The sequence below is a fragment of the Microbacterium oxydans genome (genome assembly GCF_006540085.1).
Taxonomy (GTDB): domain Bacteria; phylum Actinomycetota; class Actinomycetes; order Actinomycetales; family Microbacteriaceae; genus Microbacterium; species Microbacterium oxydans.
Genome location: NZ_BJOG01000009.1, coordinates 109,460 through 124,016, shown reverse-complemented (window position 1 = coordinate 124,016; position 14,557 = coordinate 109,460). Strand labels below are relative to the sequence as shown.

General features: G+C 70.1%; 16 protein-coding genes. 8 read left to right on the top strand and 8 right to left on the bottom strand.

Features of this window, described 5'->3' with window-relative positions; genetic code table 11:
- Nucleotides 1-130: 130 nt before the first annotated feature.
- Nucleotides 131-1,294, top strand: a complete 1,164-nt coding sequence (locus MOX01_RS17210; RefSeq protein WP_141370881.1) for an SLC13 family permease — start codon at nucleotides 131-133, stop codon at nucleotides 1,292-1,294.
- Between the two features lie 73 nt (nucleotides 1,295-1,367).
- Here the strand turns inward: MOX01_RS17210 and MOX01_RS17205 are convergent, their stop codons facing one another.
- Both MOX01_RS17205 and MOX01_RS17200 read right to left on the bottom strand, forming a co-directional pair.
- Nucleotides 1,368-1,976 carry an FMN-binding negative transcriptional regulator gene (locus MOX01_RS17205; protein WP_046746778.1) on the bottom strand — a complete coding sequence of 203 codons (609 nt, stop codon included), beginning with the start codon at nucleotides 1,974-1,976 and terminating at the stop codon, nucleotides 1,368-1,370.
- On the bottom strand, nucleotides 1,976-2,938 hold the full coding sequence (locus MOX01_RS17200; protein WP_058632006.1) for a DMT family transporter: 963 nt from the start codon (nucleotides 2,936-2,938) through the stop codon (nucleotides 1,976-1,978). Before MOX01_RS17200 ends, MOX01_RS17205 begins: the two co-directional genes overlap by 1 nt.
- Here MOX01_RS17200 and MOX01_RS17195 point away from each other — a divergent pair.
- Nucleotides 2,937-4,343, top strand: a complete 1,407-nt coding sequence (locus MOX01_RS17195; protein ID WP_141370733.1) for an aminotransferase-like domain-containing protein — start codon at nucleotides 2,937-2,939, stop codon at nucleotides 4,341-4,343. The genes MOX01_RS17200 and MOX01_RS17195 overlap by 2 nt on opposite strands.
- 6 nt (nucleotides 4,344-4,349) lie before the next feature.
- On the opposite strand, the gene MOX01_RS19520 is transcribed toward MOX01_RS17195, so the two are convergent.
- A complete protein-coding gene (locus tag MOX01_RS19520; RefSeq protein ID WP_257022224.1) occupies nucleotides 4,350-4,478 on the bottom strand; it encodes a hypothetical protein in 129 nt (42 codons plus the stop codon).
- A 31-nt stretch (nucleotides 4,479-4,509) separates the two neighbouring features.
- Nucleotides 4,510-6,630 carry an APC family permease gene (locus MOX01_RS17190; RefSeq protein ID WP_230977979.1) on the bottom strand — a complete coding sequence of 707 codons (2,121 nt, stop codon included), beginning with the start codon at nucleotides 6,628-6,630 and terminating at the stop codon, nucleotides 4,510-4,512.
- An 84-nt stretch (nucleotides 6,631-6,714) separates the two neighbouring features.
- Here MOX01_RS17190 and MOX01_RS17185 point away from each other — a divergent pair, with 84 nt between their 5' ends.
- From MOX01_RS17185 to MOX01_RS17160, 6 genes are all read left to right on the top strand, one after another.
- A complete protein-coding gene (locus tag MOX01_RS17185) occupies nucleotides 6,715-7,788 on the top strand; it encodes a VanZ family protein (RefSeq protein WP_170224306.1) in 1,074 nt (357 codons plus the stop codon).
- 64 nt (nucleotides 7,789-7,852) lie between these two features.
- Nucleotides 7,853-8,587: a GTP pyrophosphokinase gene (locus tag MOX01_RS17180; RefSeq protein WP_141370729.1), complete on the top strand. Its 735-nt coding sequence runs from the start codon at nucleotides 7,853-7,855 to the stop codon at nucleotides 8,585-8,587.
- 61 nt (nucleotides 8,588-8,648) lie between these two features.
- A complete protein-coding gene (locus MOX01_RS17175; protein ID WP_141370727.1) occupies nucleotides 8,649-8,936 on the top strand; it encodes a hypothetical protein in 288 nt (95 codons plus the stop codon).
- A 95-nt stretch (nucleotides 8,937-9,031) separates the two neighbouring features.
- Nucleotides 9,032-10,714, top strand: a complete 1,683-nt coding sequence (locus MOX01_RS17170) for a molybdopterin-dependent oxidoreductase (protein WP_141370725.1) — start codon at nucleotides 9,032-9,034, stop codon at nucleotides 10,712-10,714.
- A gap of 41 nt (nucleotides 10,715-10,755) precedes the next feature.
- Entirely contained in the window at nucleotides 10,756-11,244 is a 489-nt protein-coding gene (locus tag MOX01_RS17165) for a MogA/MoaB family molybdenum cofactor biosynthesis protein (RefSeq protein ID WP_061016217.1), read from the top strand.
- A complete protein-coding gene (locus MOX01_RS17160) occupies nucleotides 11,241-11,675 on the top strand; it encodes a molybdenum cofactor biosynthesis protein MoaE (protein WP_046746787.1) in 435 nt (144 codons plus the stop codon). The genes MOX01_RS17165 and MOX01_RS17160 overlap by 4 nt, the downstream gene beginning before the upstream one ends.
- A 117-nt stretch (nucleotides 11,676-11,792) precedes the next feature.
- On the opposite strand, the gene MOX01_RS17155 is transcribed toward MOX01_RS17160, so the two are convergent.
- The 4 genes from MOX01_RS17155 to MOX01_RS17140 are packed head-to-tail and all read right to left on the bottom strand — an operon-like array spanning nucleotide 11,793 to nucleotide 14,546.
- A complete protein-coding gene (locus tag MOX01_RS17155; RefSeq protein WP_046746788.1) occupies nucleotides 11,793-12,026 on the bottom strand; it encodes a MoaD/ThiS family protein in 234 nt (77 codons plus the stop codon).
- Nucleotides 12,023-12,535, bottom strand: coding sequence for a cyclic pyranopterin monophosphate synthase MoaC (gene moaC, locus MOX01_RS17150; protein WP_046746789.1), 513 nt, complete (start codon nucleotides 12,533-12,535; stop codon nucleotides 12,023-12,025). Before moaC ends, MOX01_RS17155 begins: the two co-directional genes overlap by 4 nt.
- Nucleotides 12,532-13,767, bottom strand: coding sequence for a molybdopterin molybdotransferase MoeA (locus MOX01_RS17145; protein ID WP_141370723.1), 1,236 nt, complete (start codon nucleotides 13,765-13,767; stop codon nucleotides 12,532-12,534). The genes moaC and MOX01_RS17145 overlap by 4 nt, the downstream gene beginning before the upstream one ends.
- On the bottom strand, nucleotides 13,764-14,546 hold the full coding sequence (locus MOX01_RS17140; protein ID WP_058632001.1) for a HesA/MoeB/ThiF family protein: 783 nt from the start codon (nucleotides 14,544-14,546) through the stop codon (nucleotides 13,764-13,766). The genes MOX01_RS17145 and MOX01_RS17140 overlap by 4 nt, the downstream gene beginning before the upstream one ends.
- Between the last annotated feature and the right edge of the window lie 11 nt (nucleotides 14,547-14,557).

Genomic DNA, 14,557 nt, shown 5'->3' with positions numbered 1-14,557 from the left:
GCACGGATCCGATACAACTCCCGCACGGCCCCCATCGCCGCGATCCTCACGCTTCCCCTACGCCCTCCGCCCCGATGCATGCGGGTTGCTCACGGTTGGGCCCTATGCTCACGAGGTGGGAATCAGAAGGATGCGCATCGGGACCGGGACGTGGATCGTCGCCGCCCTCGTGGTCGCGGCGCTCGTGTGCGTGCTCACGGGGTTCCTGCCGCGGGCCGATGCCGGTGCGCTCGGCGAACGGATCGCACCCGTGCTGGGGTTCGTCGTCGCGATCACGATCGTCGCCGAGCTCGCCCGCGACGCGGCGGTGTTCGACGTCGTCTCCCAGCGTCTCGCACGCTGGGGCCGGGGCCGCGTCGCGGTGCTGTGGGCGCTGGTGGTCGTGCTCGCCGTGGTGAGCACCGTGTTCCTCTCGCTCGACACCACTGCCGTGATCGTCACCCCGGTGGTCGTCGTGCTGGCGCAGAGCATCGGCGTCTCCCCGTTGCCGTTCGCCCTGGCCACCGTCTGGCTCGCCAACACGGCATCTCTCGCGCTGCCGGTCTCGAACCTCACGAACCTGCTCGCCGCGCCCGCCATGGGGGAAGGGCCAGGGGCGTTCATCGCGCTGAGCTGGGCGCCCACGCTCGTGGGGATCCTGGTGCCGGTCGCGATCCTCACCGTCCTGCATCGGCGCACGGTCTTCGGTGCGTATGAGACGCCCGTGCCGCGGCGGCCGGCCGATCCGACGCTGTTCTGGAGCGCCACCGGCATCCTCCTCGTGCTGATGCCGCTGCTCGCGCTCACCCACGACGTGTGGATCCCGGCCACGGTCGCGGCTCTCGCGTTGATCGTGCTCTTCGCCGTCCGTCGACGCCGCGCCCTGCGGCTCTCGCTCGTCCCGTGGCAGGCGATCGCGCTCGCCGCGTCGCTGTTCGTGCTGGTCGAGGCCGCGCACGCGCAGGGGCTGCTCGACTTCCTGACCTCGCCCACCGCGAGCGGCGACTCTCCCGGCGACCTGTTCCGGCTGGCCGCGCTCGGGGCCGTGAGCGCCAATGCGATCAACAACCTCCCGGCGTACCTCGTGCTCGAGCCTGCCGCCGGTGATCCCGTCGCCCTGATGGCCCTGCTGATCGGCGTGAACATCGGCCCGCTCATCACCCCGTGGGCATCGCTCGCGACGCTGCTCTGGCACAACCGGATCGTCGCGCTGGGCGTGACGATCCGGTGGAGCCGCTTTATGCTGTGGGGCGTGGTGGCCGCCATCCCGACCGTGCTCGCCGCGGTGCTCGTGCTGATGCTGGTCGCGGGCTAGCCCGCTCACCTGCCGCGTCAGGCTCAGGGTCGACATCGTGCCACCGGCTGGGGTGACTAGTGTCACGACCCGGTCAGCGGGGAGCCTCGCCGACCCGACGCATCTCGGCTGCGAGGGCCGCGTTGGTCTCGGTGAACTGCGCGGTGATGCGCTCTCGCACCTCAGGTGACTTGTTCTGGCTGAGTTTGGCGCGGGCGTCGAACCGGGCGACGCGCATCCGCAGACCGACCGTCCCCTTCGCCGCTCGTCGTGTGCCCTCCTCGTCTTCCGACAGGTGGCGGCCGTGCGCCCGGTGGTCCTCGAAGTGGTCGGTCAGCCGCGTGAGCATGGCGTAGTTCTCCTCCTCGCTGAGGATCTCGGGGATGCCGTAGAGGTGCGCGGTGACGTGGTTCCAGGTCGGCACCAGGTCGCCGGGCGCGTAGAGGCTCGGCGACACGTAGTCATGCGGTCCCTGGATGATCACGAGTATCTCGTGCCGACCGAGTTCGTGGAGTTGCTCATCCGGCCGTCCGAAGTGGCTCGCTATCACGATGTCGTCCTCGTCCTCGACCAGCAGCGCGGGGTAGTGCGAGGCGATGAGTCCCGTGGTCGTCGGGGAGACGAACGTCGCCCAGGGGTTGCCGCGGATCAGGCGCTTCACCTCGACGGGGTCGGTCATCAGGTAGCGGGGTGTGTGACGCATCAGGACTCCTTCGTGTGGGGCGTGGGCGTGCGGCGGGTGGTTGTCGGGTGACCGATCAGGCGGGTGCGCACCGCGAGCGCGGCGCACGCGATTACGGTGAATCCGCCGACCGCGGTGGCCCAGCCGATCGGCTCGTGCAGCAGGAGTGCAGCCCAGGCGATGCTCATCACGGGCTGGACGAGCTGGATCTGGCTCACCTGTGCCATCGGCCCGATCGCGAGACCGCGGTACCAGGCGAAGAAGCCGAGGAACATGCTCACCGCAGCAAGGTACGTGAACGCCAGCCACTGCACGGGGGTCGCTGCAGGAGGCTGCTGGACCGCTGCCACCACGGTCAGCACGGCCATCAGCGGAGCAGCGACGATCAACGCCCAGGAGATGGTCTGCCAGGAGCCGAGCTCGCGGGCGAGCAGTCCTCCCTCCGCGTATCCGATCGCCGCGGCGACGACGGCACCGAACAGCAGCAGGTCTGCTCCGGTGAGGGAGCCGAGCCCGCCGTTCTGCAGTGCGGCGAAGGCGACCGCGGCGACGGCGCCGAGGAGCGCGAACACCCAGAAGGATCGGGCGGGGCGTTCCCCGGTGCGGAGCACCACGGCGACCGCGGTCGCGGCGGGAAGCAGGCCGATCACGACGGCGCCGTGGCTGGCGGGGGTCGTGGTCATCGCGAAGGAGGTGAGCAGGGGGAACCCGGCCACCACTCCGCCGGCGACGATCGCGAGGCGTGCCCATTGCCGTCCGGTCGGTGTCCGCTGGCGGGTCGCGGCCAGGGCGATCCCGGCGAGGAGGGCGGCGATGACCGCGCGGCCGGATCCGATGAAGAGCGGCGTGAGCCCGCCGATCGCGATGCGCGTGAACGGGAGGGTGAAGGAGAAGGCGAGAACGCCCAGGAGCCCCCACCACAGGCCGTCGCGCGTCGATAGCACTGTCGATCGCGAGGCGATAACGCTACTGTCTACTTTCATGAGTCAGGATAGCAGTGACCGCATCGTCGCCGGCGTGCGCGCGTGGATCGCCTCGGCGTCGCCCGGTGCACGGGTGCCATCGAACCGGGCCCTCATGGCCGAGTACGGGGCGAGCCCGGTGACGGTGCAGAAGGCGATGCAGCAGCTCGTCCGACTCGGCCTGGTCGAGTCGCGACCCGGAGCGGGGACGTTCGTTCGTGCCGTGCCGCGTGCCCGCTCGGTCGACTACGGCTGGCAGACGGCTGCCCTCGGCGCGGCGCCCACGGGCCTCATCGGCCTGTCGTCGACGCAGCGCACTGTCGCCCCCGACGCGATCGGTATGCACTCGGGCTATCCCGCGGTCGACCTGTTGCCGGAGCGGCTCGTGCGGCAGGCGCTCGTGCGCGCGGCTCGCTCGGACGCGGCACTGACCCGTTCCCCCGCTGCGGGTCTTCCGGAGCTGCAAGCCTGGTTCGCCGGCGAGCTCGCGTCCGCCGCTCCCGTCGGCATCACCCCGGCCTCCGCGCGGGACGCGCTCATCATCTCGGGAAGCCAGAGCGGGCTCAGCTCGATCTTCCGCGCGGTCGTGGGCGTCGGGCAACCGCTGCTGATCGAGTCGCCGACGTACTGGGGCGCGCTGCTCGCCGCGGCGCAGGCCGGTGTGACGCTGGTGCCGATCCCCTCCGGCGCGCACGGCCCCGATCCCGACGACATCGAGCGGGCGTTCGCGCAGACCGGGGCTCGGGCGTTCTACGCGCAGCCGACGTTCGCGAATCCGACCGGGGCGCAGTGGCCGCTTGCCACGCGGGAGGCCGTGCTCGAGACGGTCCGCCGCCACGGAGCCTTCCTGATCGAAGACGACTGGGCGCACGACCTGGGGATCGATGCCGACCCGCGTCCGATCGTCGCGTCCGACGACGACGGCCACGTGGTCTACCTGCGCTCGCTCACCAAGAGCGCCTCGCCCGCCCTGCGCGTCGCCGCCGTGATCGCGCGCGGCCCGGCACGGGATCGCATCCTCGCCGATCGGGCGGCCGAGTCCATGTACGTGAGCGGGTTGCTGCAGGCCGCCGCGCTCGACGTGGTCACCCAGCCCGCGTGGCGCACGCACCTCCGCGGATTCCGGGAGCACCTGCGCGCGCGCCGCGACCTGCTGCTCGCGAGCCTGGCGACGCACGCACCCTCCGCGCACGTCGAGGGCGTTCCGGCGGGCGGCCTCAACCTGTGGGTACGGCTGCCCGACGGGACGGATGTCGTGCAGGTCGTGCGCGAGTGCGAGGTGCGCGGGCTCATCATCGCGCCGGGGTCGGAGTGGTTCCCGGCCGAACCGTCCGGTTCCTACGTGCGACTCAACTATGCCAACGCCGACCCTGCCCGCTTCTCCGAGGCCGCCGTCATCCTGGGTGCCGTGATCGACGGAGCCTGAGGGCGTTCAGCGCTGTTCGGGCTTCGCGCCCAGGTCGGCCCAGAGCCAGGTGAGATCCACCGAGGTCGTCTTCGGTAGCGAGACCGACGCAGGGTCGAGGGCCGGGCGGAAGATCGCGTCGTCGAGAGTGCTCATACTCTGTATTGCGCGATCCGCCCCGAAGAGTTCACGCTTCGGGCACGCCGTCCTGGGGCGGACCAGCGGGACGGTGCGCACGCCGACCGCTGACGACCACCGGGCGACCGCCCCGCTCCTGACCGGGCAGCGGACGGGAGCGGCGACCGTAGATGAGCTCCGACGAGTCGAGCAGCCACGGGACCAGCGTGATCGACACCCCGTGCACGAGCATGAGCTGGTTGGCGAGCCGGCGGGCGCGACGGTTGTGCAGGAACGACTCCCACCAGTGGCCCACGATGTACTGCGGCAGGTACACGGTCACGACGGACGAGCCGTGCTTCTCGCGGTACTGCTTGATGAACTGCGTCACCGGCTGCGCGAACGAGCGATACGGCGACTCGACGATCACGAGCGGGATCGGCACCAGATGGTCGGCCCAGTCCTTCTGCAGTTGCGCCGCGTCGTCGGAGGCCACGGCCACGTGCACCGCGAGGGTCTTGCCGTGCTTCGCCGCGATCGCGTAGTCGATGGCCTTCACGACGGGCTTCTGCAGACGGTTGACGAGCACGATCGCCAGGTCGCCGGTCGCGCCGAACTTCGTGGTGTCGTCGATCGCGATCTCGTGTTCGACATCGCGGTAGTACCGCTTCACGCCCAGCATCAGGAAGGCGAGGATCGGGATCGCGAAGAACACCAGATACGCACCGTGCGTGAACTTCGTGATCGTCACGATGACGAGCACCAGCACGGTCATCACGGCACCGGTGGAGTTGATGATGAGCCCGACCTTCGCCGAGCGGCGGTCCGCGGCCGATGCGCCGTCGATCCCCGGGCCGGCCTCGTCCTCCGTCGGTCCGCGCAGCACGCGTCGCCAGTGCCGCACCATGCCGATCTGGCCGAGCGAGAACGACACGAACACCCCGATGATGTACAGCTGGATCAGCGTGGTCAGCTTCGCCTGGAACACCAGGAGCACCACGATGGCGCCGATGCCGAGCAGGATCATGCCGTTCGAGAACACCAGGCGGTCGCCGCGGGTGTTGAGCGACTTGGGCGCGTAGCCGTCACGCGCGAGCACGGCCCCCAGCAGCGGGAAGCCGTTGAACGCGGTGTTCGCCGCGAGCAGCAGCACGCACGCGGTGGCGGCCTGGATGATGAAGAAGGGGATGCTGCCTCCGCCGAACGTCGCGGCGGCGATCTGCGCCATGAGGCTCGGCTGCGGGTTCGTGCAGTCGAAGCCGACCAGGTCGCACGGGTTCTCGGCGTAGTGCACACCCGTGATGAGGGCGAGCGCGGTCAGACCGGCGAACAGGCACGCGGCGATGCTGCCCATCAGCACGAGGGTCGACTGGGCGTTGCGGATCTTCGGGGCGCGGAAGGCGGGCACCCCGTTCGAGACGGCCTCGACACCGGTGAGGGCCGAGCATCCGCTCGAGAACGCGCGCAGGATCAGCAGGATCACGGCCGCCTGGCCGAGGCTCTCCGCCTGCACGCTGAAATCGTGGCTCGAGGCCACGGGGGCATCGCCGAGGAAGGTGCGGATGAGTCCGGTGACGATCATGATGCCGACCGACCCGATGAACACGTACGTCGGGATCGCAAAGACCAGAGACGCCTCGCGCACGCCACGCAGGTTCACCACGATGATGAGGATCACGAAGCCGACGGCGAGTTCCACGCGGAACGGGTCGAGACCGGGCACCGCCGAGATGATGTTGTCGACACCGGAGGCGACCGACACGGCGACGGTCAGCACGTAGTCCACCAGGAGGGCCGCAGCAACGATCACGCCGGGGATCTCGCCGAGGTTCTTCGACGCGACCTCGTAGTCACCGCCGCCCGACGGATAGGCCTTGATGAGCTGGCGGTAGCTGAGCACGACCACGACCAGCAGCACCACGACGGCGCCCGCGACGAGCGGCGTGAACGACAGGAAGGTGAGCCCGCCGATCAGCAGGATCATCACGAGCTCCTGCGGGGCGTAAGCCACAGAGCTGAGGGCGTCGGACGCGAAGATCGGCAGAGCCATCCGCTTCGGGAGCAGCTGGTCGTCGACCTGCTGGCTCGTCAGCGGTTCGCCGATGAGGATGCGTTTGGCGCGCGGCGGTGCTTCCGCGCCCTCCCTGTTTTCGTCTGACACGTCCGGCGACACTACGCCTCCTGATGGCATCCTCACGCCATCCTCACGGAATCCCTACGGTGGGATGGCGCGGTCCTCACGGAATCCTTACGCGCAAAGCTACACTGGCACGCGGTGGAAGATCAGGTGCTGCTCGGATTCATCGCGATCGCGATAGGGGTGGCGTTCGGCATCCTCCTGTTCGTGCCCTTCGTGGCGATCAGCTATCGCCGCCGCGGACGTCTCGGCCTCGGTCGCACCGTGCTGTGGCTCGCCGCGCTGATCTACTTCTGGGCCATCTGGACCTACACCCTGCTCCCGTTGCCCGACCCCGACACGATCCGCTGCGTCGGGGCGATCACCGATCCGATGTCGGTCGTGCGGGATGTGCAGAAGGCCTTCGCGGCGCCGGGCAACCCCCTTCGTCAGCCGGCACTGCTCCAGCTGGTGTTCAACGTGCTGCTGTTCGTCCCGCTCGGCTTCTTCGTCCGCGTGCTCGCGGGGCGCGGCGTGGTGACTGCGCTCGCCGCCGGTTTCGGCCTGTCGCTGCTGGTCGAGACGACGCAGTTGACCGGGGTGTGGGGCGTCTACCCGTGCGCGTATCGCTTCTTCGATGTGGGCGACCTCATGACGAACACCCTGGGTGCGGTGGTCGGCTGCACGCTGGCGCTCGTCGTGCCGCGGACACTCCGTGGTGCGAAGGCGAGCCCCGATGCCGACCGCCCGCGCCCGGTCACCCGAGGGCGTCGTGCCCTCGCCATGCTGTGCGACGCCCTCGCCTACGGATTCCTGAGCACCGGCATCGGCGTGACCGTGCAGGTGTGGCTGGAGTATGTCGTGCGTGACAGGGCGGCCGTGCTCGACGGGTCGATCGCCTCCACGGCAGGAGCCGTCGTCCCCGCCGGCCTGTTCCTGGTGCTGATCCTGGCGACCGGACGCTCGGTCGGCGACTTCGCCGTGCAGTTGCGCTACGCGGGCTCGCGGCTGCCCGCCCCGCTCGCCCGCCTGCTGCGCTGGGTCGGTGGCATCGGCGGCCTCAGCGCGCTCGCCCTGGGTGGCAACCTGTTCGACCTCGCCTCCTCGGTCCTGATCCTCGTCGCGGTCGTGATGCTGTTCACCACTCGCCTCGGCCGGGGCCTTCCCGGGCTCCTGGCGGGCCAGCACCTCACCGACGCGAGGGCCGATGCGCGGGGGGAACGGCAGCTGTAGGGGAACCGTAGGGACATCGGGCATCCACAGCGGTTTCCGATCACGAAGCCGTAACGTCGAGGACATGACGACCGTTCACGTCACCGAGGACACGATCAACCAGGCCCGCGAGCTGCGCGACGAGCTGCAGCGGTTCCTGCGCGAGTACGAGTTCGGGATGCGCGAGGTCGAGACGAAGATCTCGATCCTGCGAGACGAGTTCACGCACGACCACGCGTACAACCCCATCGAGCACGTGAAGAGCCGTCTGAAGTCGCCCGACAGCATCGTCGAGAAGCTTGCCAGGAAGGGCATCGACGAGCCCGACTTCGACCGTATCCGTGCCGACATCACCGACATCGCCGGCGTGCGGGTGACCTGCAGCTTCGTCGCCGACGTGTACCGGCTGTTCGACCTGCTCACCGCGCAGGACGACGTCACCGTGCGCACGGTCAAGGACTACATCGCCCACCCGAAGGCCAACGGCTACAAGAGCCTGCACGCGATCATCGAGGTGCCCGTCTTCCTGTCGACAGGTGCGCTCTCGGTGCCGGTCGAGGTGCAGTTCCGCACGATAGCCATGGACTTCTGGGCGAGCCTCGAGCACAAGATCTACTACAAGTTCTCCAACCAGGTGCCCTCGCACCTCGTCGACAGCCTCTCTGATGCGGCGGAAGCGGCGTCGGAGCTCGACAGCCGCATGGAGCGCCTGCACCGTGAGGCGCACGGGGTGCCGCAGCGCCAGCTCGCGCCCCCGCCGCCTCCGGCTCCGAAGTCCACCCCGGACGCACCCTCCAGTCCCCACGTCGTCGGAGTCTGACCGGGGCGCGCCCGTGCGCGACGCTGTTGCGCCCACGGGGCGGCCCTGGGAGCATCGGCAGGTGGTGAGAACGCAGGAAGCCGTGTCCGTCGACGATGATCGCGCCGTCGACGAGAGACTCGACGTCGACGACCTCCCCGGCATCGATCGTGGGTCGCAGCGATGCGAGTGCGACCACGGCGACGACGACGGCTACCAGCCGTGCGGACGCAAGGCCAAGTGGCGTGTCACCGTGGACTGCGTGTGCGGCGAGGGCCACCCGCGTCGCGTCGAGATCCTGTGCTCGAGGTGCATGCGCACCCTGCGCCAGTTCCAGGGACGCGAGGCCATCACCGTGCGTCGTCTCTGACCGGCGGACACCGACTCCTGATCGGTCACATCCGATCTCGCCGTCGCTCCGAACAAGCGGGGAGCACATCGGAGACGGTGGAACAGGAGACGATCATGGCGCAACGCCGCAGTGGCAAGAGGTTCCTCGTCTGGGCGGCCCTGGCCGGTGTGATCGGCGGCGGGGTGTTCCTCGCCACGGCCGAGCTGTTCGCGCTGCTCTTCGCGCGTGCCGCCAGCCCGATCCTCGCGGTCGGCGGGTTCGTGATCGACATCGTGCCGCAGCCCTTCAAGGAGTTCGCGATCGCCACCTTCGGCGAGTACGACAAGATCGCTCTGCTGGCTGGACTCGGTCTCGCTGTGCTCATCGCCTCGGCGATTGCCGGCATCCTGCAGTTCGTGCGCCCGCCGCTCGGCGTGATCGCACTCGTCGTCGCCGGGGTGCTCTCCACCGCCGCCATCGTGACCAGGGCGGCCGTGTCACCCCTGGCCTTCCTGCCTCCGGTGCTCGGAACCGTCGCCGGGTCGATCATCCTCGTGCTCCTCAGCCGCCGTCTGCGCGGGTGGAGGGACGCCCGCACTGCCGTCGGGGAAGCCGGCCGAACCGCCGGGGCGGAAGCCGGCAGCACCGCCGGGGCGCAAGCCGCCGGTGCCCATGACTCCGGCGCGGTAATCGCCGAGCCGGAGGACGGCGGTGTCGGGCCGGCGGATGTCGAGCCCGCTCGACCCGGCATCGACCGACGCCGATTCTTCGTCCTCGCCGCGCTCGCCGGAGCATCCGCGCTGGTCGTGGGGATCACGGCACGGACGGTGAGCATGGCCGTGTCGTCGGTCGAGGCGATCCGTAGCGCGCTCAAGCTCCCCACCCCGAAGACCAGGGTCACGGTGCCGCAGGGTGCGGAGCTCGACATCCCGGGCCTCAGCAAGCTCTTCACCCCCAACAAGGACTTCTACCGCGTCGACACCGCGCTCACGGTCCCCTCGATCGACCCGGACACCTGGCGACTCGTGATCGACGGTATGGTCGACCAGCGCGTGGAGATGAGCTTCCAGGATCTCCTCGACATGGGCCTCGACGAGTATGCGATCACGCTCACCTGCGTGTCGAACGAGGTCGGCGGCGAGCTCGTCGGCAACGCGAAGTGGCTCGGAGTGCCGTTGCGCGACGTGTTGAAGAAGGCGGGCGTGAAATCCGGGGCCGACATGGTGCTCTCGCGCAGCGTCGACGGCTATACCGCGAGCACGCCGCTCTCGGCGCTCACCGACGACAACCTCGATGCGATCCTGGCGGTCGGCATGAACGGAGAGCCGCTGCCCCTCGAGCACGGCTTCCCGGTGCGGATGGTGGTGCCAGGGCTCTACGGCTACGTGTCGGCGACCAAGTGGCTCACCGAGCTGAAGGTCACGAGCTTCGACAAGGACGAGGCGTACTGGACGCCCCGCGGGTACAGCGCAGAGGCCCCGATCAAGTTCGCCTCGCGCGTCGACACTCCCAAGATCGGGGAGGCGGTCGCGGCGGGGAAGATCCCGATCGCCGGTGTCGCCTGGGCCCAGTCGGTCGGGATCGAACGCGTCGAGGTCAGTATCGACAACGGTGACTGGATGCCGGCGACGCTGTCGGCTCCGATCAACGACGACACGTGGGTGCAGTGGTTCATGGAGTGGGATGCCACCCCTGGCACGCACTACGTCGCCGTGCGCGCGGTCAACAAGAACGGCGATCTGCAGATCGAGGAGCGCGCCCCCATCGCCCCGAACGGATCTTCGGGATGGCAGCGTTCGCTCATCCGGGTCAACTGAGTCCGGTGCACAGCCGACCTCGCGGGCCTAGGGTGGGAGCCATGGGCCCGCTCCCCGCACTCGTGATCACGGTTTCCGACCGATCCTTCTCGGGGGAGCGTGAGGATCGGGGAGGTCCGATCGCCGTGGGGCTGCTGCGTGACGCGGGATGGCACTGCCCCGACGCCGAGATCGTGGCGGACGGGATCGATTCGGTGGCGGACGCCCTGCGCAGAGCCGTCGCCCGTGGCATCCGCCTGGTCGTGACCACCGGCGGTACCGGTGTCGGGCCGCGTGATCTGACGCCGGAGGGCACCCGGCGCGTGATCACCAGGGAGATCCCGGGGATCGCGGAGGAGCTGCGTCGCAGCGGACTCGCCGACACCCCGCTCTCGATCTTGTCGCGCGGTCTCGCCGGCGTCGTCGATCCCGCGGGGATGCTCGTGGTGAACCTGCCCGGATCCACGCGAGCCGTGGCCTCCGGCGTACCCGTGGTGCTCGGCGTCGCCGGGCACATCCTGGACCAGGTGGAGGGCGGAGACCACTCATGAACGACGTACGAATCGCTGCGGTGACGGAGGAGCGCCTCGACCTCGACGCGCACCTCGCCGCGGTCGAAGACCCTCGACTCGGCGCGGTGACCACCTTCGTCGGCCGGGTGCGCGACAACGACCCGGATGCCGAGACGCCGGTCGTCGGGCTGGAGTACAGCGCCCATCCCGATGCCGAAGCCGCGCTGCGAAGCATCGCCGCCGAAGCGGGGGCCGGATCCGAAGCCCCTGCCGTGGTGGCGGTGAGTCATCGCATCGGGCGGCTCGATGTGGGCGATGCGGCTGTCGTGATCGCGGTCGCCTCCGAACACCGTGCCGAGGCGTTCGAGGTGTGCCGAGCGGTCATCGAGGCGATCAAGAGCGACCTCCCCGTGTGGAAGCGTCAGCTCGAGGTCGACGGGACCTCGTCGTGGAAGGGCATCGGCGGCTGACTCCGTTGCGGCACTTGCATGAGCTTTTGACGTCTGCCGGAGGAAACGCCGCCCAGCGATCATGCAGGTGTCCCCCGGTCATGCATGTGACCAGCAGACGCGGCAGGTCGCGTGCGCTCAGCCGCCGGCGAAGGGCGGGAGAACGTCGATGAGCTCGGCGTCGTCGAGGGCGAGGTCGTCGTCGCTGCGCACTCCATCGACCATGACGGCGCAGCGCGGAAGGATGTCGGCCAGCGCCGGATGCTCGGCGACCACGGCGGTGCGCAGCGCGACGAGTGTCGTCTCGGCGCGCTCCTCGGAGTCGACACCGGCAGCCTCCGCGGCCGCGGCGAAGTAGCGCACCCGAGTCATCGGGCGTCTCCATCGGCGTGGGTCTCTCCGGGAGATGCTTCGCCGGGACGCACCCAGTCGCCGGAGCGCCCACCCGACTTCGCCACGATGCGCACGTCCTCGATCACCACGGCGCGGTCCATGCCCTTGATCATGTCGACGACCGCCAGAGCGGTGACCGACACGGCGGTGAGCGCCTCCATCTCCACACCGGTGCGATCGGCGGTGCCCACCGTGGCCTCGATGCGCACGCCGTCGTCGACGATCTCGAGGTCGACGCTCGCCCGGTGCACCCCGATCACGTGTGCCAGCGGCAGCAGCGCAGGGGTGGACTTGGCCGCCTGGATACCCGCGATGCGTGCCACGGCGAGCACGTCGCCCTTCGGCATCGTCCCGTCGCGCAGGGCGGCGATCACATCGGTGCTGCAGCGCACGAAGCCGCGGGCGGTGGCGGTGCGGACGGTCGGCTGCTTCGCGGTCACGTCGACCATGTGCGCGCGGCCGGCCGCGTCGAGGTGAGGGAAACTCATCCGACCAGCATGACATCGATCACGTCGCCGACGGCGACCGTCTCGACCTCGGCCGGCACGATCGCGAACGCGTGCGCGCGAGCGAGGCCTCCGGCGAGGTGGGATCCCGATCCGCCCGCGGTCGCCGGACGCACGGTGCGCGCGGCGAGGTCGACGACGGCGGGAAGATACTGGCGGCGGCCAGGGGGAGGCGTCCACGAGGCATCCGCGGTGAACGGCGCATGCGGGCGGTGGATCTCGCTCCGTCCCTGCATCGCGAGCAGCGCGGGTCGCACGAACACCTCGAACGACACGGCGACGCTGACGGGGTTGCCCGGCAGGCCGAACACCAGGCACCCACCCTCGAGCACCCCGAAGGCCTGAGGCTTGCCCGGCTGCATCGCGACCGCGCTGAAATCGACCTGTCCGCCGCCGTCGAAGGCCCCGCGCACGGGCTCGTAGGCGCCTGCGCTCACGCCGCCGGTGAAGACGATCACGTCCGCGCCTAGGGCCGTGGCTTCGGCGGTGACGGCTCCGACGGCCTCGGGCTCGTCGGGAACGCGCGCGACCAGAACGACCTCGGCGTCGGCGTCGGCGACCAGCTGCTGGAGCAGGGGGCCGTTCGAGTCGGGGATGCGCCCGCGCACCGGTGCGTCTCCCGGTCCGAGCAGTTCGCTTCCGGTCGACACCACGACCACGCGGGGCGCACGGGTGACCGAGACCGCCTCGACGCCCGCGGCGACCGCTGCGGCGAGCTGGAAGGGCCCGAGGCGTTCACCCGCGTGCACGACCTCATCGCCTGCGTGCAGGTCGGCGCCGCGCCGGCGTACGAACACGCCGGGCCTGGCGGGGGCGCGCAGCACCGTCACCTCTCCGAGGGAGTCGGCGAGGCCACCGGCCGTGTCCTCGAAAGGCACGATCACGTCGGCATCGGTGGGCGTGGGAGAACCGGTCATGATGCGGGCGGCTTCGCCAGGGCCGAGCGCCGGGTCGAGGGCGACGCCGGCAGGGAGGTCGGCGACCACACGCAGCGTCACCGGGTTCTGCTCGGAGGCCGACGCGACGTCCGCACCGCGCACCGCGAACCCGTCCATCGCGGAGTTGTCGAACAGGGGGATGTCGTGGGCGGCCGCGGCGGGTGCGGCGAGTGTGCGTCCTGCGGCATCCGCCACCGGGAGCGTGACCTGCTCGACGACGCGAACCGCGTCGAGCACGCGGGAGAGCTGCTCCTCGACCGTGCGGCGGCCGCTCATGCCGACACCCCCGATGCTGTGGATGCCGGGCGGATCGAGATCTCGTGCTGCCGGGAGGTCAGCGCATCGATCATCGCGAGCCGCCCGAGCAGCGGTTCACCGGCGCCGGTGACGAGCTTGATCACCTCGCCGGCCAACATCCCGCCCACCTGCACGCACAGCGCCCCGAGCACCCCGACCTGGGCACAGCTGGGTGGCTCGCCCTCGGTGCCCAGCGGGAAGAGGTCCGCGAGCACCACCGACTCTCCCTCCGGCGGGGTCGACCAGAAGACAGTGACCTGCGCGTGCCACTCCTGCACGGCACCCCACACGAGCGGGAGTCCGAGCTCCTCGGCCGCAGCGGCCACATCCCGGCGGGTCGCGAACGAGTCGCTCGTGTCGACCACGAGATCGGCGCCCGCGAGGAGCCGCTCGGCGTTGGCGCTGTCGAGGCGTTCGAACACCGGGTGCACGACGGTCTGCGGGGCGAGAGACGCGATCGCGCGCGCGGCGGATGCGGTCTTCGCGACACCGATGTCCTCCACCCGATGGGCGAGCTGACGCTGCAGGTTGGTGAGCTCCACCACGTCGTCGTCGATCACGGTGAGCGTGCCGACCCCCGCGGCGGCGAGGGCGAGCAGCACGGGGGAGCCGAGCCCGCCCGCGCCGACGACGGTGACACGAGCCGCGCTCAGGCGGCGCTGGCCTTCCTCGCCGATGCCGGTGAGGACCGCATGCCGCGCAGTGCGGACGAGTTCTTCCGGCGCCAGCGCGGCGGCAGGGGCGACGAGAGGCTGCATGGGTTCAGCGT

Coding starts and splice junctions, on each gene's coding strand:
- MOX01_RS17210 (WP_141370881.1), top strand. CDS start 131: ATGCGCATCGGGACCGGGACGTGGATCGTCGCCGCCCTCGTGGTCGCG.
- MOX01_RS17205 (WP_046746778.1), bottom strand. CDS start 1,976: ATGCGTCACACACCCCGCTACCTGATGACCGACCCCGTCGAGGTGAAG.
- MOX01_RS17195 (WP_141370733.1), top strand. CDS start 2,937: ATGAGTCAGGATAGCAGTGACCGCATCGTCGCCGGCGTGCGCGCGTGG.
- MOX01_RS17200 (WP_058632006.1), bottom strand. CDS start 2,938: ATGAAAGTAGACAGTAGCGTTATCGCCTCGCGATCGACAGTGCTATCG.
- MOX01_RS19520 (WP_257022224.1), bottom strand. CDS start 4,478: ATGAGCACTCTCGACGACGCGATCTTCCGCCCGGCCCTCGACCCTGCG.
- MOX01_RS17190 (WP_230977979.1), bottom strand. CDS start 6,630: ATGCCATCAGGAGGCGTAGTGTCGCCGGACGTGTCAGACGAAAACAGG.
- MOX01_RS17180 (WP_141370729.1), top strand. CDS start 7,853: ATGACGACCGTTCACGTCACCGAGGACACGATCAACCAGGCCCGCGAG.
- MOX01_RS17170 (WP_141370725.1), top strand. CDS start 9,032: ATGGCGCAACGCCGCAGTGGCAAGAGGTTCCTCGTCTGGGCGGCCCTG.
- MOX01_RS17165 (WP_061016217.1), top strand. CDS start 10,756: ATGGGCCCGCTCCCCGCACTCGTGATCACGGTTTCCGACCGATCCTTC.
- MOX01_RS17160 (WP_046746787.1), top strand. CDS start 11,241: ATGAACGACGTACGAATCGCTGCGGTGACGGAGGAGCGCCTCGACCTC.
- MOX01_RS17155 (WP_046746788.1), bottom strand. CDS start 12,026: ATGACTCGGGTGCGCTACTTCGCCGCGGCCGCGGAGGCTGCCGGTGTC.
- moaC (WP_046746789.1), bottom strand. CDS start 12,535: ATGAGTTTCCCTCACCTCGACGCGGCCGGCCGCGCGCACATGGTCGAC.
- MOX01_RS17145 (WP_141370723.1), bottom strand. CDS start 13,767: ATGAGCGGCCGCCGCACGGTCGAGGAGCAGCTCTCCCGCGTGCTCGAC.
- MOX01_RS17140 (WP_058632001.1), bottom strand. CDS start 14,546: ATGCAGCCTCTCGTCGCCCCTGCCGCCGCGCTGGCGCCGGAAGAACTC.